Here is a 21,081-nt window from a genome sequence, read left to right as displayed (position 1 = left end):
GCGGCACACCGCGCGGACGGGTTCAGTCGGAGCTGAGCTCGGCGTTGCGTTGCTGGGCTTCGTGGAGCTGGTCTTCGAGGATGATGATGCGGCACGCCGCGTCGATGGGGGTGCCCTGGTCGACGAGTTCACGCACGCGTGCGGCGAGGCGCAACTGGTGGCGGGAGTAGCGGCGGTGTCCGCCGGCGGAACGCTGCGGCTGGATCAGGCCGTGCTCGTCGAGGCTGCGCAGAAACCCCTGGGTGGCGCCCAGCATCTCCGCGGCCCGGCCCATCGTGTAGGCGGGGTAGTGCTCGTCGTCGAACTTGTCGTCCGCGCTCGGCGGGGACGCGCTTGATTGGTCAGGGATCATTCCACCTCCACATCACAAGGGCCCCTGGGTGCCGTGCACGGCACCCAGGGGCCCAGGGGTTTGGGTTTCATCATTGCCAACCGGCCGTGAGGCCGACTTACCGTACCCGCGTCGTCCGTTCGAGAACCGGAACGTGCGGGGATCGCTTGTCAGTAACCGAGAACCACCTACCAATCCGATGGACCTGCGGTACCCGCCCGGCGCACGACAGCCACGGCGGGCGATCCAATGATGCGCCCTCTCCCTTCTTTTCTGTATTTCCTTACCTGATACCGCTGCGAGCGTCGGGTGCTGGGACCACGTGCCTTGATCGGTCCCAGCACCCGGACCTCGCTGGTCACTGCTCCAGAGCCCCTTCACTGATCGGCTCCGGTGCACCTGACCGCCTTCACTGCCTACTAATTTCTGCGTACTGCTACTACCTCACTCCGCGAGCGCGCGATCTCCGCCCGCGTCCTGCATCGGTACTGCCTGGTCACCGCGCCGAGCCCATCTCTTGCCTGGCTCCGTGCGGTCTGACCGTCTTGTCCACCTCGCGGGTAGTTCCGTCATCTCCCGCGTCTGATCGACGTTGTCTCTCTCGGTACGAGTAGAACACTACACCCATCCGTCATCGAATGTCTACTCCGGCCGCCATAGATTTTCTGCGGCGTGCCGAAGGGGTGCGGTGGAGGTGACCGTCCGGTGACGTGACGGCAACGTCCTGGGTACCGCGACGTTTCTTCCAGTGCCACCAACGGTTCCAGCGCGCGGTCACCGTGGAGAACTGCTCCATTCGGGCGCTTCTTGGTGGAAATTTTCGTGCGACTCTTCCCTTACAAGTCGGGGAAGGGAAGCACTCGTGCACATCGCTCGCATGAGGCGATGGCCGCTGCTCGCGTCCGTGGTGGGCGCCGCGCTGGCCATCGCCGTATTACAGGTGCCATCGGGTGCGGCAGCGGCCACACCGCTCACCGTCGCCCAGGCCGTGGATCGGCAGACCGGCGCGCCGGCGACCGTCCGGGGATACGTCGTCGGTCAGCCGACCGCCACCAACACCGTTGTCACGTCGGCGTTCCCGTCCGACTACGCCATCGCGCTCGCGGACTCGCCGGGCGAGACCAGCACGGCACGGATGCTCTACGTGCAGGTGACGGCCGCGTTCCGCGCGGCATACGGTCTGCGGTCCAATCCGGACCTGATGGGCGACCGGCTCGACGTCACCGGGTCGCTCTCGGCGTACTTCTCCCACCCGGGGCTGAAGTCCCCGACCGCGATCACGCGGGCGGACGGCACCACCCCGCCGCCAACGGACCCGCCGGGCGAGGGCGACGGCGACTACGACGACACCTACTACCGGTCCGCGATCGGCCTCACGGGCACCGCGCTGAAGGCCGAGCTGCACTCGATCATCAGCACCAACACGAAGCTGAGCTACTCGCAGGTGTGGGACGCGCTGAAGGTCACCGACCAGGACCCGGCCAACGCGGGCAACGTCGTCCTGCTGTACTCCGGCCGCTCCCAGTCGAAGACCACGAACGGCGGCGACGCCGACGACTGGAACCGCGAGCACGTGTGGGCCAAGTCCCACGGCGACTTCGGCACCGCGACCGGCCCCGGCACCGACGTCCACCACCTGCGGCCCGAGGACGTGACCGTCAACGGCGCCCGCGGCAACAAGGACTTCGACAACGGCGGCTCTGCCGTCGGCGAGGCGCCGGACAGCTACACCGACGCCGACTCCTTCGAGCCCCGCAACGCGGTCAAGGGCGACGTGGCTCGGATGATCTTCTACATGGCGGTCCGCTACGAGGGCGGCGACGGCTTCGCCAACCTGGAGATGAACAACTCCGTCGGCAACGGGTCGGCGCCCTACATGGGGAAGCTGCCGGTGTTGCTGGCGTGGCACGCACAGGACCCGCCGGACGCGTTCGAGAAGCGCCGCAACCAGGTGATCTACGACCGGTTCCAGCACAACCGCAACCCGTTCGTCGACCACCCGGAGTGGGCGCGGGCGATCTGGAACTGAGGTCAGGGCTCGGCCCCTCCCCGTGGGACGGCGTACCCTTGGTACGCGCCAGTACCAACCGGGGAGGGGACGAACATGACGCTCGCGGGCCAGGTCGGGAACGTGGTCAAACCCGTAGTGCGATGGGGCCTGCTGCACGGGCTGCCGCGTGCCGCGCTGCTGGCCGCCGCGCGCCGCGGTGACCTGCAGGCGCGGCTGTTCGCCGGCTCCGGGACCGAGTCGACGGCCGAGCTGGCCGGCCTCTTCGCCGAGATCCGCGGGCGCGGGCCACTGCACAAGGGCGCCTTCTCCTACCTCACCGCGAGCCACGCGACGGTGCGGGAAGTGTTGACGAGCAACGACTTCCGCAGCGGCATCGCGCCCGACTCGAACCGGCTGCCCGGGCGGCTGGCCGACTGGTCGGCGGCTGAGTTCATCCACCCCGTCGCGCCGCCGTCGTTGCTGGTCACCGAACCGCCCGACCACACCCGCTACCGCAGGCTCGTCACCCGCGTGTTCACCGTGCGCGCGGTGGAGAACCTGCGCGGCCGGGTCGCGGAGATCGCGAACGGCCTGCTCGACGCCATCGACCCCACCGGGCCGGCCGACCTCGTCGAGACCTACTGCAGCCTGCTGCCGGTCACGGTGATCGCCGAGATCCTCGGGGTGCCGCCGCAGGACCGGGAGCAGGTGCTGCGGCTGGGTTCCGCGGCGGCGCCGAGCCTCGACATGGGCCTGCCGTGGCGGCAGTTCCGGGCGGTCGAGGCGGCGCTCACCGCCTTCGACACCTGGCTCGCCCGCCACCTCGACCACCTGCGTGACCAGCCGGGCGAGGACCTGCTGAGCCAGCTGGTCGCGGCCCGTGAGGACGGTGTCGGTCTCGACGACCTGGAGCTGCGGGCCACCGCGGGCCTGGTGCTCGCCGCCGGGTTCGAGACCACCGTGAACCTGCTCGGCAACGGGGTGGCCCTGCTCCACGACCACCCCGACCAGCTCGAGGTGCTCGCCGGCGATCCGGCGTGCTGGCCGAACGCAGTGGACGAGATCCTCCGCCTGGACCCGCCGGTGCTGCTGACCGGCCGGACGTGCCGCCAGGACACCGAGGTGGCCGGGGTGCCGGTGGCGAAGGGCGCGCTGGTGACCACGATCCTCGCCGCCGCGAACCGCGACCCGGCCGTGTTCACCGACCCGGCGCGGTTCGACGTGCGCAGGGACAACGCCCGTGAGCACATCTCGTTCTCCTCGGGACGGCACTACTGCCTGGGCGCCGCACTGGCCAGGATGGAAGGCGAAGTCGGCCTGCGCACGCTGTTCGACCGGTACCCGCACCTGCGCCGCCTGCCCGGCGCGACCCGCCGGAGCACCCGCATCCTCCGCGGCTTCGAGCGGCTGCCGGTACGCCTCGGCGGCTGACTCCCTGGCAGTTGTTGCGTGCTCTCAGCACGCCTTGGCGCCGTGGTGTTGGTGGTTGACGCAACCGATTGGTTGCAATAATGTAGCAACCGTTGAGTTGCTACACGATGGAGGCAGGACATGGGGTTCCCGGATCGAATCGAGCGCGTGGTCGAGCTCAAGCAGCCGCGCGAGAAGGTGTGGGCCGCGCTCACCACGGCGGAGGGGCTCGGCACGTGGTTCGGCAACCAGGCGACGATCGACCTGCGGCCGGGTGGCGCGGCGAAGATGAGCTGGGACAGCGGCGACACGGCCAGCATGCGGGTCGAGCGGGTCGAGGAGCCCTCGGTGTTCGCGTTCACCTGGCACATCTACGGGCTGCCCGAGGACGACCCGCGTCGCACGTACGTCGAGTTCACGCTGGAGCCACTCGGCGGCGGCACCCGGCTGACCGTGGTCGAGACCGGCTTCGCGCAGCTGCCGGACGACGCGCACCACAAGGCGTTCGACGGCAACACCCACGGTTGGAAGAGTGAGCTGGACGAGCTGGTCGCCTATCTCGACGCCGCCTGAGATGGCGGACACCGAGGCGGTCGCCGAACAGGTCTTCGTCGCGCTGGCCGACCCGACCCGGCGGGCCATCCTGTCCGCGCTGGCGTCGGGTGGCCCGGCGACGGCCACCGACCTCGCAGCGCGGTTGCCGATCACCCGGCAGGCGATCGCCAAACACCTCAACCTGCTGACCGAGGCCGGGCTGGTGTGCGCCGAGCCGGGGGAGCGCCGCCGCGTGCGCTACCGGCTCGACTCCGCGCCGATGCAGGTGGCGCAGCAGTACCTGGCCGCCCTCGCCCGTGACTGGGACGGCCGCCTCGACGCGCTACGCAGACATCTGGAGGGATGAACCATGAGCTTCACAACCAGTTTCACCGTCGACAGGACACCCGGGGAGGTCTTCTCGGCCGTCACGAACGTGCGCGGGTGGTGGTCGGAGGAGATCGAGGGCGGCACCGCGGCGGTCGGCGACGAGTTCGACTACCACATGCGGGACCTGCACACCTGCCGGATCCGGGTGACCGAGGTGGTGCCGGACCGCAGGGTCGGCTGGCTCGTGCTCGACAACCACTTCGCCTTCACCACCGACAAGTCGGAGTGGATCGGCACCACCGTCACGTTCGAGATCGCGGAGTCCGGCGACGGCACCGAGGTCCGCTTCACACACCACGGCCTGGTGCCGGAGTACGAGTGCTTCGACGTGTGCGTCAACGCGTGGGGCTTCTACGTCGGGACCAGCCTGCCGGAACTGATCACCACCGGCACGGGCCGCCCGAACGTGAACGGCACCCACCAGGTGCCCGACCCGGTGGTGACAGCGCCGTGACCAAGCCGACGACCGAGCCCATGACAGAGCCCATGACAACAGCCATGACAACGCCGGGGGTCGTCTCGGCGGGCGAGTGGCAGACCGAGTGGGAACGCCTGCTGGTCAAGGAGAAGGAGCTGACCCGCGCCCGCGACGCGATGGCCGCGGCACGGCGGCGGATGCCGTGGCAGGCGGTGGACAAGGAGTACGCGTTCGAGGGGCCCGACGGGAAGGTGAGCCTGTCCGGGCTGTTCGCCGGGCGGCGCCAGCTGGTCGTGTACCGCGCGTTCCTCGAACCCGGTGTGCACGGCTGGCCCGACCACGCGTGCAAGGGCTGCTCGCTGGTGGCCGACCAGGTGGCCGACGTCCGGCACCTGCACGCCCGCGACACCAGCCTGGTGTTCGCGTCCCGCGCACCGCAGCAGGACATCGCACGGGTGAAGGCCCGCATGGGCTGGACGATGCCCTGGTACACGATGCTCGACGACTTCGACGCCGACTTCGGGGTCGCGGAATGGCACGGCACCAACGCGTTCATCCGCGACGGCGACCGCGTGTACCGCACGTACTTCGTCAACAACCGCGGCGACGAGGCCATGGGCAGCACCTGGTCCTACCTCGACATCACCGCGCTCGGACGCCAGGAGGCGTGGGAGGACTCACCGGAGGGCTACCCGCGGACCCCGCCGTACGACTGGTGGAACTGGCACGACGCGTACGGCGCCGAGTAACGCCACGAAGGTGCCCGCCGGGATGTTCAACGCCCGGTCGGGCACCTTCGAGGCGTCAGTTGTACGGCATCTCCGGGAACCAGCCGAAGCCGAAGATCGACGGCACGCGCAGGTCCCAGTACACGACCGTGAACACGCCGAGCGCCAGCAGCAGCGTCCCGCTGACCAGGCTCATCCGGCGCGGGCTGCCCGCGAGCCAGGTCAGGAAGCGGCCGCGGGTGCCGACGATCAGCAACGCGAACAGCACCGTCACGATCACGATGTTGCCGATGGACTGCAGCGCGAACGTGGCGGCGCCGTACAACGGGTTGCCGGTCTCGGCGGCCCAGTCGAACAGCTTCACGAACATCCCGTACGGCCTGCCGATGAGGAACGCGCCGACCAGCGCGCCGAGCGCCACCACCCGCGCCGTCGGCCGGTCCGCGAAGACGTCCCGCACGACGCCGAGCGCGGCCAGCCCGAGGTAGACGAACCCGAGTCCGACGAGGCCGAACACGACCGACGACTGGATCAGCCGCACCGGCATGTCACCGATCATCGCCGTGGACAGCTGGGGGAGCGTGTCGCCGAGCAGGACACCGACGAAGCCGTACACCGCCGACACCGCGACCATGCTCGCCGTGAACGCGCCGAGCGGACGGAGCAGCGCACGCAACGCGTTCGCGCGTTCCCCTTGCCCTGCCTGGCTCATCGGCCCGACCGACGCGGCCATCGCGATGTTGCACGCGGTGAACGTGCCCGCGAACCCGGAGACGAACGCGAACAGCAGCCCGGCGCCGGCCCCCGTGATCGGCGTCGCCTTCGCCTCGTGGCCGAGCAGCGTGTTCGCCACGTTGTCGCCGATCACGCTGTCGACGAGTTCGTAGGACCACAGGATCGCGAGCAGGATGCCCGCTGCCACGCTCGCCACGACGGCCACGCCGTTGCGGGTCGACTGTCTCGGTTCCGTCGCTACATCCGTCACGGGCGTCTCCGTCTCCGGCCAAAATGGGCGTTCCACTTCGAGCATCAACGGGTGGCGGCACGGCCACAATCGGCCGAACAGCGCCAATCCCGTGCGCTTCAGCGACCGGAGAGTGATCCTCACGCCGAACCGGAGTGGGCGGCGTGGATCAGTCCACTTCGGGACAGTCAGGTGGCACGGCGGCGGCGCGCGGCCGCCGCGACCGTCGGACCGGCGAGCAGCAGCGCCGCCGCGGTGACACCACCCGCGAGCCACAGCGCCCTGTTCGCCGGTGCCTCGTCCGGCGCGGGCGGCTTGGGGACGGTGAGGTCCTCGGCCGCCGGGGTCGGTGCCGCGTCGGCGTTGCGCACGATCGTCACCGCAGCGAAGGGGTCGACGACGCCGTAGCCGACCAGCTTGTTCGGCAACGGCGTCGAGGGCTGGTCGGCCGTGCCCGTCAACCGGTCGGCGACCTCGCGTGCCGACAGCGCCGGGTAGTACGCGCGGACCAGCGCCGCCGTCCCGGCCACGTACCCGACGGCGAGCTCGTCGCCAGACGCGACCCGGTGCCCGGCACCGCGCGGGGCGACACCGATCAGGTCCTGTGCCGGTGCGGCGATCGTGGGGTCCGCCCCGTACACCGGTGACGTGGTGGGCCCGTCCGGACCGACCGGGGCCACCGCGACCACACCGGGGATCCGCGCGGGGAACGCGAGCTGCCCCCGCTTGGGCACCGAGGCGGACGCCACGACCAGCACGTCCCGCTCGGCCGCGTACGCGACCGCGGCCCGCAGCTCCGGCATGTCCAGTGTGGCCACCAGCCCGACCGCGACCACCCGGGCGCCACCGTCGACCGCCGCGACGATCCCCTCGCCGATCGCTCGTGCGAGCCCGGCGTGGTCCAGGATCTTGGGCGGGTCGTCGCTGACCCGGACCGGGAAGATCCGCGCGCCCGGCGCGACCCCGGCGAACGGGACGTCCGGGTCGTCGCTCTCCCGCGCGGCGATCAGCGACGCGATGAACGTGCCGCGCCCGAAGCAGTCGTCGTCGCCGGGACCGCCGTGCAGGTCCGTGCCGGGCAGCACCGCGCCAGCGAGCGCGGGTGTCGTCGCGCTCACGCCGGTGTCGACCACCCCGACGAGCACGTCGCCGCTCGTCAGCGGCCACGCCCGGTCCGCGCCCATCCGTTGCTGCGCCCACGATTCGTGCGTGATCGCGGTCTCCGACGGCGGTGTGCACTGGCCCACCGGGGGTTGGGCGGCGCCGGCGGTCGGGAGCACCGGGGTGAACGCGGCGGTCACGCCGAGGACGGCGCCGATCAGGATCACCTTCACGCCGGCTCCTCCGTCCAGCCGATCTGCAGGCCGATGGCGTCGCGGCGGGTGACGAGCACCGCCCGGCCGGGCGGCAGCTGCCTGCCCCGCGCGCCGTTGAGCAGTGGCATCTCGTTGGGCGGCATGGACAGCGCCAGCTCCGGGGTGTTGGACTCCTGCAGCCGCCGCGTCACCGGCTCCATCGCCGAGCGACTCGAACCGGCCGCGGCGCGGGCCATCACCATGTGCAGGCCGATGTCACCGGCCTGTGGCACCAGCTCCACGAGGGTCTGGAACGGGCCGCCTGCGGGGCCGAGCAGCAGGTCGTAGTCGTCGACCAGCACGAAGATCTCGGGGCCGCTCCACCAGTCCCGCCTGCGCAGCTGCGCCGGGGTGATGTCGGTGCCCGGCACGCGTGCCTTCAGCTCCTCGGTCACCTCGCGCACCAGCGACTCGGCCGCCGGCGCGGACACCGCGGTACCGCGCCGGTAGGCGTCGGGCACCGACTCGAGCAGCGTGCGGCGCGGATCGACGACCAGGATCTGCGCCTCCTCCGGCCTGTAGACGGCCGTGATGGCCCGCGCGATCAGGCGCAGTGCCGCGGTCTTGCCGCTGCCGCTGTCGCCGACGACCGTCAGGTGCGGGCGGTCGCCGAAGTGGTGCCACACCGGCTGCAGGTCCAGCTCGCCCGCACCGAGCGGCACCTTCGGACCCGGTTGCGGTGCCGGCAGTTCCGCCACGTCCAGCACGGCGGGGAGCATCCGCACCCCGGGTGCGCCGGGACCCGCCCAGCTCTCCGCGACGGCCGCGCCGAGGTCACGGGTCGCGTCGGCGAGCCCGTCGGTGCCCGCCACGCCGTCGATGCGCGGCACACCCGCGAGGAAGTGCATCTGGTCGGGGGTCATGCCGCGGCCCGGGATCTGCGGCACCTGCGCGGCCTTGCGCATGTTGATCACCGAGTCGATCGAGTCGCCAAGACGCAGCTCCAGGCGGGTGCCGAGCTGGTCGCGCAGTGCGCTGTGGACATCGGACCAGCGGTTCGTGGTCAGCACCAGGTGCACCCCGTATGCGAGGCCGCGGCCCGCGAGCTGCCGCAGCGCCATGTCGTGCTGCTCGAACTCCGTCCGCAGCGCACCCCAGCCGTCGACGACGAGGAACACGTCGCCGTGCGGGTCGTCGGCGAACTCGCCGTTCGCGCGCCGCTCGCGGTAGGCGGCCATGCTCTCCACCTCGTGCTCGGCGAAGACCTGCTCGCGGTGCGCCAGCAACGTCTGCACCTCGGCGATCGTGCGTGCGACGCGCTCGGCCTGCAGCCGCCCGGCGACGCCGCCGACGTGCGGCAGACCGTCCAGGGCGGACAGCGTGCCGCCACCGAAGTCGAGGCAGTAGAACTGCGCCTCGGCCGGGGTGTGGGTGAGCGCGATCCCCGCGATCAGGGTGCGCAGCAGGTTGCTCTTGCCGGACTGCGGGCCGCCCGCGATGCCGACGTGCCCGCCGGGCCCGGACAGGTCCACCACGTGCAGGTCGCGGCTCTGCTCGAACGGCTTGTCCACCACGCCGACCGGCGCCACGAGCCTGCCGCAGCCCGGCCAGCCCGCCGCGGTGAGCCCGCGCTCGGGATCGGGCACGAGCGGTGGCAGCAGCTGGTCCAGCGACGGCGGGTCGGCCAGCGGCGGCAGCCACACCTGGTGCGCGGGCGGGCCGTGCCCGATCAGCTTGTCCACCACGACCGACAGGACCGACTCGCCGGTCTCCGTGTCGTCCTGGCCGTCCCCGTCGGCGGGCAGCGGCGCGGGTGGCGACGTGACGCTCGCGGGGAGCTTGCCGACCCCGAACGGGACCACCTGCCTGCGCACCTCCTCCTGCCGCTGCTCGCGGGTGCGCCTGCGGTGCGGGCCGGAGACGTAGGCGGCCTTGAACCGGATCAGCGTGGCCACGTCGCTGCGCAGGTAGCCGTTGCCCGGCGCGCTCGGCAGCTGGTACGCGTCCGGCACACCGATGACCGACCGGCTCTCCATCGCGGAGAACGTGCGCAGGCCGATCCGGTAGGAAAGGTGGCTCTCCAGCTTGTGCATGCGGCCGTCGTCGACACGTTGCGAGGCGAGGAGGAGGTGCACGCCGAGCGAGCGGCCGAGGCGGCCGATCATCACGAACAGCTCACCGAAGTCCGGGTTGGACGCGAGCAGCTCGGAGAACTCGTCGACGATCACGAACAGCGTCGGCAGCGGGTCGAGCGGCGTGCCCGACAGCCGCGCCTTCTCGTAGTCCAGGAGCGAGCTGTAGTTGCCCGCCGACCGCAGGAACTCCTGGCGCCGCACCATTTCCCCGTGCAGTGCGTCCTGCATCCTCGTCACGAGCGTCGCCTCGTCGGCGAGGTTGGTGATGACCGCGGACACGTGCGGGAGCCGGTCGAGACCGAGGAACGTAGCGCCACCCTTGAAGTCGACGAGCACGAAGTTCAGCACCTCCGACGAGTGCGTCATCGCCATGCCAAGCACCATGGTGCGCAGCAGCTCGCTCTTGCCGGAGCCGGTGGCGCCGATCAGCAGCCCGTGCGGGCCCATGCCGCCCTGCGCGGACTCCTTGATGTCCAGCTCGATCGGACCGCCGCTTTCCGTGATGCCCAACGGGATCCGGAGGCGGTCGCGGGTCAGCCCGGTGCGTGCCAGCGTCGCCGGGTCCCACGTGTCGAGGTCGGTGACGCCGAGCAGCTGTGGCAGCTCGAAGTTCGCCACCATCGGCTCGGCCACGTCGGTGGTGCCGCCGAGCCGGTACGGGGAGATGATCCGCGCCAGCGTCGCGGCCTTTGGCATGCTCAGCAGGTCCGGGGTGCACAGCGAGGTGCGCACCTCCTGCCCGGTGCGGTCGGTGCGCACCATCTCCACCTGCTCCGCGGAGACGTCCAGCCGCAGCGTCGTGCGGCCCGCCGCGCCCGCCAGCGCGCCGGAGGTGTCCAGCACCACCGAGTTGCGGTACCCGGTGCCCGCCAGCCGCGACTCGGCGGGCACCTCGACGCCGTCGAGCACGACCACCACGTACGGCTCGTCCGCGCTGGGGGAGGACGCGGCCTCGAACCTGCCGCGCTCACCGAGCTCCGCGTCGAGCAGCTCGGTGAGCGCGTCCACGCCGTCGGCCAGCAGGCGCGCCTGTCCGGCGCCGTCCTGCTCGACCGGGTGCTGGGCGTGCGGCAGCCACTTCACCCAGTCCCACAGATGGACCCGGCCCGGCTCGGCGCACACCGCGAGCCGCAGGTCCTCCGGTGAGTGGAACGTGACCAGCTGGGCGATCACGGCCCTGGTCACGGCCCGGATCGCGTCCTCGTCGCCGGAGAACCGGACCTTGGCGAACCCGCGCAGGAACAGCGACGTCGGCAGGCCGGGGACCGTGCTGTGCGCGTTGATGAACCGGCGTAGCGCCCGCGCGGACAACGGCTCGAGGTCGGCGATCGGCTTGGTGTTGAGCGGGGTCATCCGGATCGCGAGCCGCTGCGCGCCGGTGCCGATCCGCACCTCGGCGAAGTCGCCGTGCGCGGCGCGACGTTCCCACAGCCTGCCGGTCATCGCCACGGTCCACAACCCGCCGGGGTCGGGGTGGCGCCAGGACAGCGACTCCCGCTGCCGGGCCGCCGCCGCCCGCACCTGGACGCGGACCTGGCCGAGGTAACGCACGTAGTCCCGCCGCTCACCGCGCATCTTGCCCCGGCGCTCGCTGCCGCCGCGCGCGATCGAGACGACGAACATCATCAGGCCCATCAGCAGCATCAGGCCGAACAGGCTCAGCCCGAGCACCGGGTTGCTCGGCGCGATGTAGATGAGCATGAACACGCCGCTGCCCAACATCATCGGCAGCATCATCAGCGCGGACAGGAAGTCCCGGCCGACGGTCTCCGGCAGCGCGGGCGGTTCCTGCAGTGACAGGTCCCCGCTCGGCATCTCCGGTGGCTGCTCCCGGCTCGGCCTGCGGAACAAGGTCGTCGTCATCGCGGTCGGCTCCTCGTCGTGTGCCCGGTCCACCCCCTACACGGCCCGCGGGGCGCCGGATGGTTCAGTCCCGTGCGACCGGTGAACCTTCCGCGAGCGCGCCGCCGTGTCAGGGGTATGGCGGCGACGAACTCGAACGGCGCGGTGACCACGCAGCAGAACCAGCCGAACCAACCGAACCAGCCGGCCGGTGGTTCCGGGGAGATGTGCCGGCTCACCATCTGCGGCCCGGCCTCACGGGTGGAGCTGGCGGTGCCGGCACACGTGCCGATCGCCGACCTGATGCCCACCGTCCTCGGGCACCTCGACCCGGCACTCGCCACGACCGGCCTCGCGCACGGCGGCTGGGTACTGCAGAAGCTCGGCGAGGCGCCGCTCGCCGAGGACCACGGCACGGCCGCCGCGGGCCTGTACGACGGCGACGTCCTGCACCTGCGGCCACGCGACGACCAGCTGCCGCTCGCCGACTTCGACGACCTGGTCGACGGCATCCACACCGGACTGTCCACACGCGCGGACAGCTGGCGGCCCGTGCTGACCCGGCGCGCCTGCATCGGCCTCGCCGCTCTGTGCGGGCTGCTCGCGGTACTGGTCACCGCGTTCGCGGCCGCTGGGACCACCACCGCGATCAGCTCGGCCGGGGTCGGGCTGGTGCTCATCGCGGGCGGCGCGGCGGCGGCGCGTCTGCTCGACGACCGGGGCGCCGCGACGGCGCTCGGTTCGGTGGGCGTGGTCGCGATCGGCGTGGCGGGACTGGCGATGCCCGCCGGTGCGGCGACCGCGGCGGACTGGGTCACCGGCGCCGGCGTGCTCGCCGCCGCGGTGGCGGTCGCGGCGGGCGCGGCCATCGCGCGTGCCGCGCTCGGGGTGGCGAACGCCGGCTTCCTCGCGGTGGCCTGCGCGGCGGTGCTGACCGCGCTCGGCTGTGTGACCGGACTGCTGATCGGGCTGAGCGCGCCGGCCACCGCGTCCGTGCTGGTGGCGATGGTACTGGCCGTGACACGGGCCGCGCCGCAGCTCGCCGCGTGGCTGGCCGGGCTCGCGGCGGAACCGGTGCCGACCACCGCCGAGGAGTTCCAGAAGGGCCTCGACCCCCTGCCCAGCAAGGATGTCCTCGACCGGGCGGCGCGCGCAGACGCGCACCTGACCGCGTTCATGGTCGCGCTCGGCGCGGTCGGCGCGGTCGCACTGCTGGTCGTCTCGGCGCGGCTCGAGTGGGACACGATCGCGCTCACGCTCGTCGTCGCCGTGTTGTTGCTGCTGCAGGCGCGCGAGCTGTCCGGCGCCTGGCACCGCGTCGCCGCGCTGGTGCCCGCCTGCGCGGCCATGACCTCCCTGCTGCTGCGCTGGGCCGCGGACCTGCCGTTGCTCGGGCAGGTGTGTGTGATCGTCGGACTGCTCGGCCTGGTCGGCAACGCCGTGGCCGGTGCGCAGGTGCTGCCCGGCCGCAGGCTCGTGCCGCGCTGGGGCCGCTTCGGCGACATCCTCCACTGGTGCTGTGCGCTCGCCGTCCTCGCGCTGGTGCTGACCGTGACCGGCTTCTACGGGTGGGTCGCGTCGTGGCTGTGAACCTTTCGCGTCGTGGGAACCGTGTGCGGAAAGGGAAAGGAGGGCGCTGATGTACGGCAGGCGCGAGCAGGTCGAAGCTCATTCGTTCCTGGCAGGCCGGATCCTGGCGGCGGTGCTGCGCACGGACCCGGACGCACCGGATCGGCCGCTGCGGCGGACCACCGTCGGCATGGCGGGTGGCATCGGCATCGCGATCCTCGTCATGGCGATCGTCCTGATCGTCGCCCTGTTCACCGGCCGGGGGAGCGACGCGTGGCGGGAGACCCCCGGCACCCTGGTGGTCGACGAGGACTCCGGCAACCGCTATCTGCTGATCGACGGTCGGCTGCGGCCGGTGCTCAACTACGCGTCCGCGCGGTTGCTGGTCGAGGGCAGCCCGCCGGTCGCGACGGTCGGCTCGGCAGACCTGGCCGGGTTCCCCAAAGGTGCGCCGATCGGCATCGCGGGCGCCCCCGACACGCTTCCGCCTGCCGGCCCGTCGAACCAGCCGTGGACGGTGTGCGCGGGGGTCGACGACAAGGACCCGGACGTCTCGATCACCGTCGGCGACCTGCCCGGCCTCAGCGAGGTGAGCGAGGACGAAGCAGTGCTGGTCAGTGTGGGCGGCGAGCGGTACCTCGCGTGGGGTGGCACCCGGTTGCGGATCACCGCGCCGTGGGTGCCGCGCGCGCTCGGCATGGACCCGGCCGCGGCCGTGCCGGTCGATTCGGCCTGGCTCAACACCTTGCCGTCCGGCCCGGACCTCGGGCCGCCACCGGTGACGCACGGCGGCGCCGGTCCGGTGGTCGCCGGCCGGCCGACCGTGCGCGGCCAGCTGGTGACCGTGCCGGACGCGGTGGGGGACAAGACGTTCGTCGTCGCGGAAGGCGGGCTGGTGCCGGTGTCGCGGACGGTCGCGACGCTGCTCGGCGCCGAGCCGGACGTGCCGCGGCAGCCGGCCGTCGCGATCACACCGGCGCAGCTCGCCGCCCAGAACGTGCTGCCCGCGCCGGTGTGGCAGTCCGAACTGCCGCCGAGCCCGCCCGCCGCGATGGACCTCTCCGGTCAGGTGCCCTGCGTGCGCTGGCAGGACGACCGGGCGGCGCTCGTCGCCGCGCCGGGCATGAGCGGGTCCTCGTCGGACCCGGTCGGGGTGACGCGGGACGGCCGGGTGGCCGACCTCGTCGAGGTCGCCCCCGGCGCGGGTCTGCTCGCCCGCACCCGCCCGGCGCCCGGCGTCCCGGGCGCGGGTGTCTACCTGGTCACCGAAGCAGGCGCGAAGTTCCCGGTTGCCGACGAGAAGGCGGCGGAAGCACTCGGGTTCTCGATCGACGCGGCCCAGCTGGTCCCCGCGGAGCTGTTGGCGCTGCTGCCGACCGGACCGGTGCTCGACCTCATCGGCTAGCGCCGGCGAGTCATGAAACCAACGAAGGAGGAGATTTCTGATGGCGAAATACGGTTACGACGACGGGATGCTGCTGCACGTCATCGGCGCCACCGAAACCGCGCTCGGCCAGATGAACCAGGTGAACAGTGCCGTGCTCGGGATTTCCGGTCAGATGCCGGTGGTCAACAACTCCACGTCCGGGGTGAAGCTCGCCGGACTGCTCGGCGACTGGAGCTCCGACTACCAGAAGATCGTCACGCAGCTGTCCGAGCTGAACACCAAGGCGCAGGGCCTGCTCCAGCTCAACCGCAACATCGAGGTCGAGACCGGCGGCGCGGCCCAGTAGCCGGCCCCACGTTTCCAGAAGGGACCCACCCATGACCGCGTTCGACGTCAACCACGACGGCTACCTCGACGTGAACGAGCAGCTCTACCGGGCAGTCGGCCAGCTCGGCACCATCATCGAGGAGCTCAACACCTCCCTGAGGAACATCCCCCAGGCGACGTGGGGCCAGGCCGCGCCCATCTGGCTGGAGAACCAGCAGCAGTGGAACTCCGCCTACGCGGAGATGACCCAGCGGATCAACCTCACCTCGGTCTCGTCGGTCAACATCCACGAGATCTTCAAGGGTGGCGACCAGTCGGGTGCCCGCATCTTCCTCGGCTGACCCACGGTGACATCGGCATTCCTGTAGACGGCATGGCTGGAAAGGAGAATTCGGTGGGAGAGACGGATCCGGCGCAGATCCTGCCCGCGAGGAAACAGGTCACGGAAACGAACGTGTCCGCTCCCGCCGGGACCACGCCGATGATGCCGCCGATGGGAATGCCGATGTCGCACCAGCCGGCCACGCCCGGCGAGCCGCGGGGGCCGGCAGACACCGACGACGTGCCGGACCTCCCGGCGGACACCGTCGCCGAACCGTTCGGCGCGCCTTTGGCCGTGACGGCGCACGAGGCGGTCACGCCGGTGATCCCCGCCACCATGGCGGAAACGGTGGTGCCACGGACGTTCGAGCGCCTGGAGCCCGGGATCACGGCCGAGCCCGCGACACCGCTGGAGCCGCGCGGCCTGCTCGCGCGGACGACACCGGCCGAAGGCGGGATCGAGCCGCTCCAGCCACTCGAGAGTTCGCGCTGCCGGTGCTGCGGCGACACCCATGACGGACAGGAGGACCGCCCCTTCGAGCGCGGGCACGACCGCGCCCACGACGGTGAGCCGAGGCTCGACGACGACGGCGCGCCCACCCGGGACGCGGTGCGCGACAACGAGCCGCGGCTCGTCCACGACGATGTGCCCTCGGGTGATCCGGCTGTTCCGGCGGGGTACGGCGAGCCACGGGGGCTCGAGCGCGCCGTCAAGCCCGCGGGCGACGTGACCGATCCCGTCCCCACGAACGGAGAATCCGACTCGTGTTGCTGCTGCTGCGGCGACCACCACGACTTCGACCGGGCGTCCGGCGACACCGCCACAGGCGTGCCGGTCATCGACGACCAGGACGATCCGGCGGGCCGCGGCGAACACGAGGATGACGACCGTTGCGGCCCGGACGGCGACGAGCAACGCCCCGGCCGCCACGGCAACGAGCACGGCGACGACCACGGCGACAGGTACGGCGGCAAGGGCGACGGTAAGCACGACGACGAGGACGACTGCCGCCACGACGGCAAGCACGACGGCAAGGGCGACGGCAAGCACGACCCGGACAGCCGGGGGGACGGCACACCGCGCGACGAGCGCGCGCGGAAGTCGGTGAACGAACGGCCGGTCACCGAACCCGAGACCGCGTACGCGGTCCGGCACCGCGCACCGGACGCCACGAAGCACACGCCCGGCGAGACGATGGCACCGCCGCCGCGGGCGAACAGGCTCGAGAAGCTCGCCGATTCCGGCCCCGGGCCGGGAAAGCCCGCCCAGTCCGCCAGGCTGGTCTCGCAAAAGCCTGCCTCGACCACGAGCAGTGTCCCAGCTGGACAGACGGTCCCCGCCGCCCAGCTCGTCCCCGCCGCCCAGTTCGTCCCGGCCGCCCCGCCGAACGAGGACGACACGTCGCCGTCGAAGCCGGCCGAGACCGCGCGGGGCTACCGGATGCTGGCGCCGACGCCGGTGCCTACCGAATCGGGGACCCCGCCACCCGTCCCGCTGCAGCCGGTGGTCACGACACCGCGGCCGCAGCAGGACGGCTCCGGGAACCCACCGGTCCCGCCCCCGACCGAGGTGAACTCGCAGTCCACTCCGGCGTACCGCACCACGGCCGTCCCGGCGGTCGTCGGCAGCCCCGAGTCGGTCGGCGCCAATCCCCACACCAGTCCCTTCACGCTCGGGGGGACGAACGGTCAGACCACCGTCCCGCCGGCGGACGGCAACGTCGGACCCGACCCCAACGTCAAGTTCGACGAGGGCCAGTACAACCAGCTGATCAACGTGATCGCGGACGTGGAAGCCGGCGTGTTCGACTCCGTCGTCATGGGCGACGTCTACCTCGGTACCGAGTTGAAACTCCAGCCCTCCGGCCAGAAATGGCCTCCCGCGGTGGATCTGGTGAACAAGGGCAGCGGCTTCGGCGGCTCGGTCGACACCCAGAACACCAGCCTCGGCGACTCGCTGTCCAGCTTCCACGACGCTCTCGAGGAGGCGAAGGCGGTGTTCAAGAACACCGACGACCTCGCGGCCTACGACGCGACGAAGTTCACCACCGAGTATCCCGGTTTCAACGGCGGGCTCCCCGGCGCGTGACCGTCTCTGGAGGTGAGTTGTGACTGATCCCTTCGGCCCGCCGCCGGCGATCACCGGCGAGGACTACGCGAGCGCGACTTACGAGCAGGTGCTGTTCACGGTCACCGGCAAGGGCGTGGACCTGCGCCGCATCCTCGACACCGGGCAGACACCCGGCAAGGGCTGGTTCACCGTCGGCGGCACCCCGAAACCGGGGGACGCGCAGACCGACGGCCAGTCGGGCGGCACCGCGAACACCTACCACGCGTGGGACATCTGGTACGTCAACGTCAACCGGGACGACGTCCAGGCGGGCAACTGGACCACCGGGGTCAACCGCATCCACGATGGCATGGACGAGCTGGCCGGCGGCAGGTACGGCCTGATGGACGTCAACAAGCTGTGGTCCGGCAAACAGGTGGTCGACCAGTGGCTCCTCTGGCTGAAGACCAACGAGGAGACGCTGCGGCAGTGGGTCAAGAAGCTCACCAGTGACGACTCGGCCTTCAAGGGCAAGGCCGCGTACGCGATCCAGCGAGCGCTGGACCGGATCGCGGACCACATGGACCACCTGCACGACGAGGTGGCCGTCAAGAGGAAGACACCCCAGGCGCTTCAGGCGACGGCGGAGGCGCTGAACCGTTTCGCCGGCAGCATGGCCTTCGTGTGGCACTGGTACGTCAACGGTCTGCGAAACGTCGTGGGCTCCACGATGGACGCTGTCATCGGCAACGTCAGCCAGTACCTGCACGGCATGGGGCTGGTGCACGGCGACTCCAACTACGTGCTGGACCTGCTCGTGGAGTACGGCAGCAGGGAGGCCGCGGAGACCCACATCAAGAACGTGATCGCGTCCTACTCGTCCAATGCGGTACAGGGACCGAAGGTCGTCGGTTCGACGACCTACACGCAGACCCAGGGCAACCACTACGCGGCGCATTCGACGACCGCCCACGACAGCTACACCATTTCCTGGGACGACCCGGCTTATAGGTTCCCTCCGGGACCGCTTCCGAAGGATCTGGGTGTGCTCAGCGGCCCATTGGACCAACAGGCCACATGGGACGACATCAACCTCAAGATCAGCAACTACGTGCGCACCACGATGAAGCCGATGGACACCCTGGCAGGCGAACTGATCGCCAACCTGGCGTCCGCGTACGCCCGTGCCATGCCTCCGCTCAAGGCTCTCACCCCGTACAAGCCGACGCCGACCGGTGGTGGCGGTGGCAACCTCCCGCCGCCGACCGGTGGCGGCAACCTCCCGCCCCCGCCCGGCGCTGGCAACTTCCCGCCTCCGCCTGGTGGCAACAACCAGCCGCCGCCGGTCGGTGGTACGAACCAGCCGCCGCCGGTCGGTGGTGGGAATGTCCCGCCGCCGGTGGGTGGTGGGAACGAGCCGCCGCCGGTCGGTGGGGGGAACCAGCCGCCGCCGGTCGGTGGTGGGAATGTGCCGCCGATTGGTGGGGGGAACCAGCCACCGGCGGTCGGTGGCGGGAATGTGCCGCCCCCGTCGGGTGACGGTAACGTGCCGCCGCCGGCCGGTGGTACGAATCCGCCGCTCACGAACGGCAACGGCAACCTGCCGCCGTTCCCGGACTCCGTCACGGGCAACCTGCCGCCTGGCGGCGGGAACGACCTCACGGGGAGTCCCGTCCCGTTCGTCCCTCCTGGCGGTCTGGTCGGCCCGACGGCCACGAACACCCCGCCGGCCAACAGCAGGTTGGTGGACTCGAACGGGAACCCGTTGGACAGCAACGGAAATCCGATCACGGACCCGTTCGACCCGGCGAACGGAGGCCCGTCGTTCAGCACCGGCAACCTGCCGCCTGACGTCGCGGAGTTCCCGCCGGGCGGGACCAGCAACCTGCCAGGCGACGTCACCGACCTCCCGGGGCTGGAGAACCCGCCCGGTGGCGGCACGAACCTGCCCGGCGACTTCTCCAACCTGCCGGGGCTGGAGAACCCGCCCGGTGGGGGCACGAACCTGCCCGGCGACTTCACGAACTTCCCGCCCGGCGGGAACAGCAACCTCCCCGGGGACTTCTCGAACCTGCCCGGCGGAAACGACAACCTGCCCGGCGGCACACTGAACCCGCCCGGCGGCGCGACGAACATGCCGGGTGGCGCGACGAACATGCCGGGTGGCGCGGTGAACACACCCGGCGACTTCTCGAATCTGCCCGGTGGCGGAGGCGGTGGTGGCGGCGCGCCGGGCGGCGGGTTCGGCAACCTGCCGGGCGGTGGCAGCGGTTCGACGGGCGGGTTCGGCGGCGAGGGCTGGTCGGACTGGTCCGGCCAGAACCAGGACACCGACACCGACGGTTCCGCCTTCCAGAGCGGCGGCGGGCAGCGTCCGGGCACCCCGATGATGCCACCCATGATGCCGCCGATGATGCCCGGCAACCAGGGCGGCGGCAGCAAGGAACGTGAACGGCAGACCTGGTTGTCCGAGGACGACAAGGTCTGGGGTACCGAGCCCGGCGCGGGCAACGGCGTCATCGGCCTGCCCAACGACATCGACTTCTCCGCCGACGAGCCACTCGCGCCGACCCACGTGCACGTCAGCACCGCGACGCCGCGCGACACGCCTGCCGACAAGGCCAAGCTGCCGGAGAAGCAGGCCGGGCAGACGGCCGAACAGACAGCGACCAGCTAGGAGGCCGGATGTTTTCCCCACTGCACAACGAGCTGAACGACGCGATCGGAGAGCTGCGGGCCAGGCAGGAGCAGCTCGCCACCGCGTTCGGCAAGGTCGGGGAGGTCGCCGCCAGCGCGACCACCAAGGACCGGCTGGTCAGGGCCACAGTGGACGGTCAGGGCCGGCTGACGGAGCTGGCGTTCAAGGGCCAGCGGTGGCGTGAGATGGCGCCGAAGGAACTGTGCGCGAAGATCGTGGAGGTGGTCGCGGACGCGCAGGGGAAGGCCGCGGCTTCGGTGCAGGAGCTGATGACCGGTCTCATCCCGGACGGTGTGGACCTGGGCAGGCTGCGTGAGACCGGACCGGACCTGGACGCCATGATCGACTCCGCGATCGCGGACGCCGGGCGGTGGTCGCGATGAGCGACCGCCTCTACGTCGACGTCGCCGCGCTCGCAGGCGGCGGCGTCAACCTCGACGAGTGGTCCAGGCTGGCGAAGGAGATCGCCGCCAAGGTGGACGCCGCTGTCTCGCTGTACCGGAACGCCGGCGGTGGCGGCGAGATGGGCGAGCAGTACAACACGAACTACAAACCGGGCGAGGCGAAGGCATTGCAGTTCCTGTTGCTGCTCAACGAGGTCGTGGGCAGCTACTCGGACCGGACGCTGCAGGTGGCGCGGAACTTCGAGGACACCAGCAACGAGGCCGACCACGCCGCACCGAACGCGTAGG

General features: G+C 71.2%; 18 protein-coding genes. 14 read left to right on the top strand and 4 right to left on the bottom strand.

Annotated elements, in window-relative coordinates:
- Positions 1-22 precede the first annotated feature (22 nt).
- Positions 23-352, bottom strand: coding sequence for a helix-turn-helix domain-containing protein (locus tag ACFPCV_RS03815; protein ID WP_378054492.1), 330 nt, complete (start codon positions 350-352; stop codon positions 23-25).
- Between the two features lie 856 nt (positions 353-1,208).
- On the opposite strand from ACFPCV_RS03815, the gene ACFPCV_RS03810 reads away from it, so the two are divergent.
- From ACFPCV_RS03810 to ACFPCV_RS03785, 6 genes are all read left to right on the top strand, one after another.
- Positions 1,209-2,360, top strand: a complete 1,152-nt coding sequence (locus ACFPCV_RS03810) for an endonuclease (RefSeq protein ID WP_378054490.1) — start codon at positions 1,209-1,211, stop codon at positions 2,358-2,360.
- Positions 2,361-2,435: 75 nt separating this feature from the next.
- A complete protein-coding gene (locus ACFPCV_RS03805) occupies positions 2,436-3,752 on the top strand; it encodes a cytochrome P450 (protein WP_378054488.1) in 1,317 nt (438 codons plus the stop codon).
- Positions 3,753-3,872: 120 nt separating this feature from the next.
- Positions 3,873-4,304, top strand: a complete 432-nt coding sequence (locus ACFPCV_RS03800) for an SRPBCC domain-containing protein (protein WP_378054486.1) — start codon at positions 3,873-3,875, stop codon at positions 4,302-4,304.
- A 1-nt stretch (position 4,305) separates the two neighbouring features.
- Positions 4,306-4,632, top strand: a complete 327-nt coding sequence (locus tag ACFPCV_RS03795) for an ArsR/SmtB family transcription factor (RefSeq protein WP_378054484.1) — start codon at positions 4,306-4,308, stop codon at positions 4,630-4,632.
- Positions 4,633-4,635: 3 nt separating this feature from the next.
- On the top strand, positions 4,636-5,109 hold the full coding sequence (locus ACFPCV_RS03790) for an SRPBCC family protein (protein WP_378054482.1): 474 nt from the start codon (positions 4,636-4,638) through the stop codon (positions 5,107-5,109).
- Positions 5,110-5,141: 32 nt separating this feature from the next.
- Positions 5,142-5,822 (top strand): DUF899 domain-containing protein, encoded by a 681-nt coding sequence (locus ACFPCV_RS03785; protein WP_378054480.1) that lies wholly within the window; start codon positions 5,142-5,144, stop codon positions 5,820-5,822.
- Between the two features lie 55 nt (positions 5,823-5,877).
- On the opposite strand, the gene ACFPCV_RS03780 is transcribed toward ACFPCV_RS03785, so the two are convergent.
- The 3 genes from ACFPCV_RS03780 to eccCa all read right to left on the bottom strand — a co-directional run bounded on the left by ACFPCV_RS03780 (position 5,878) and on the right by eccCa (position 12,058).
- Complete coding sequence (locus tag ACFPCV_RS03780; RefSeq protein WP_378054478.1) at positions 5,878-6,786, bottom strand: hypothetical protein; 909 nt, start codon at positions 6,784-6,786, stop codon at positions 5,878-5,880.
- Between the two features lie 167 nt (positions 6,787-6,953).
- The gene (locus ACFPCV_RS03775; RefSeq protein ID WP_378054476.1) at positions 6,954-8,099 is read right to left on the bottom strand and encodes a S8 family serine peptidase; all 1,146 of its coding nucleotides are present in this window, start codon (positions 8,097-8,099) and stop codon (positions 6,954-6,956) included.
- The gene (gene eccCa / locus ACFPCV_RS03770) at positions 8,096-12,058 is read right to left on the bottom strand and encodes a type VII secretion protein EccCa (RefSeq protein WP_378054475.1); all 3,963 of its coding nucleotides are present in this window, start codon (positions 12,056-12,058) and stop codon (positions 8,096-8,098) included. Before eccCa ends, ACFPCV_RS03775 begins: the two co-directional genes overlap by 4 nt.
- 117 nt (positions 12,059-12,175) lie before the next feature.
- Between eccCa and eccD the strand changes: the two genes are divergently transcribed.
- The 8 genes from eccD to ACFPCV_RS03730 are packed head-to-tail and all read left to right on the top strand — an operon-like array spanning position 12,176 to position 21,080.
- Positions 12,176-13,627, top strand: a complete 1,452-nt coding sequence (gene eccD, locus ACFPCV_RS03765; RefSeq protein ID WP_378054473.1) for a type VII secretion integral membrane protein EccD — start codon at positions 12,176-12,178, stop codon at positions 13,625-13,627.
- Between the two features lie 49 nt (positions 13,628-13,676).
- Entirely contained in the window at positions 13,677-15,011 is a 1,335-nt protein-coding gene (eccB, locus tag ACFPCV_RS03760) for a type VII secretion protein EccB (RefSeq protein ID WP_378054471.1), read from the top strand.
- Between the two features lie 40 nt (positions 15,012-15,051).
- Positions 15,052-15,339 (top strand): hypothetical protein, encoded by a 288-nt coding sequence (locus tag ACFPCV_RS03755; protein WP_378054469.1) that lies wholly within the window; start codon positions 15,052-15,054, stop codon positions 15,337-15,339.
- Positions 15,340-15,370: 31 nt separating this feature from the next.
- Positions 15,371-15,661, top strand: a complete 291-nt coding sequence (locus ACFPCV_RS03750; protein ID WP_378054467.1) for a WXG100 family type VII secretion target — start codon at positions 15,371-15,373, stop codon at positions 15,659-15,661.
- 53 nt (positions 15,662-15,714) lie between these two features.
- The gene (locus tag ACFPCV_RS03745; protein WP_378054465.1) at positions 15,715-17,730 is read left to right on the top strand and encodes a hypothetical protein; all 2,016 of its coding nucleotides are present in this window, start codon (positions 15,715-15,717) and stop codon (positions 17,728-17,730) included.
- Between the two features lie 19 nt (positions 17,731-17,749).
- A complete protein-coding gene (locus ACFPCV_RS03740) occupies positions 17,750-20,368 on the top strand; it encodes a hypothetical protein (protein ID WP_378054463.1) in 2,619 nt (872 codons plus the stop codon).
- A gap of 8 nt (positions 20,369-20,376) precedes the next feature.
- Positions 20,377-20,772 (top strand): YbaB/EbfC family nucleoid-associated protein, encoded by a 396-nt coding sequence (locus ACFPCV_RS03735; RefSeq protein ID WP_378054461.1) that lies wholly within the window; start codon positions 20,377-20,379, stop codon positions 20,770-20,772.
- Positions 20,769-21,080 carry a hypothetical protein gene (locus ACFPCV_RS03730; protein ID WP_378054459.1) on the top strand — a complete coding sequence of 104 codons (312 nt, stop codon included), beginning with the start codon at positions 20,769-20,771 and terminating at the stop codon, positions 21,078-21,080. The genes ACFPCV_RS03735 and ACFPCV_RS03730 overlap by 4 nt, the downstream gene beginning before the upstream one ends.
- Position 21,081 lies beyond the last annotated feature (1 nt).

The organism is Actinophytocola glycyrrhizae, from assembly GCF_042653545.1.
Classification (GTDB): domain Bacteria; phylum Actinomycetota; class Actinomycetes; order Mycobacteriales; family Pseudonocardiaceae; genus Actinophytocola; species Actinophytocola glycyrrhizae.
This window is presented reverse-complemented; position numbering and strand designations above follow the sequence as displayed.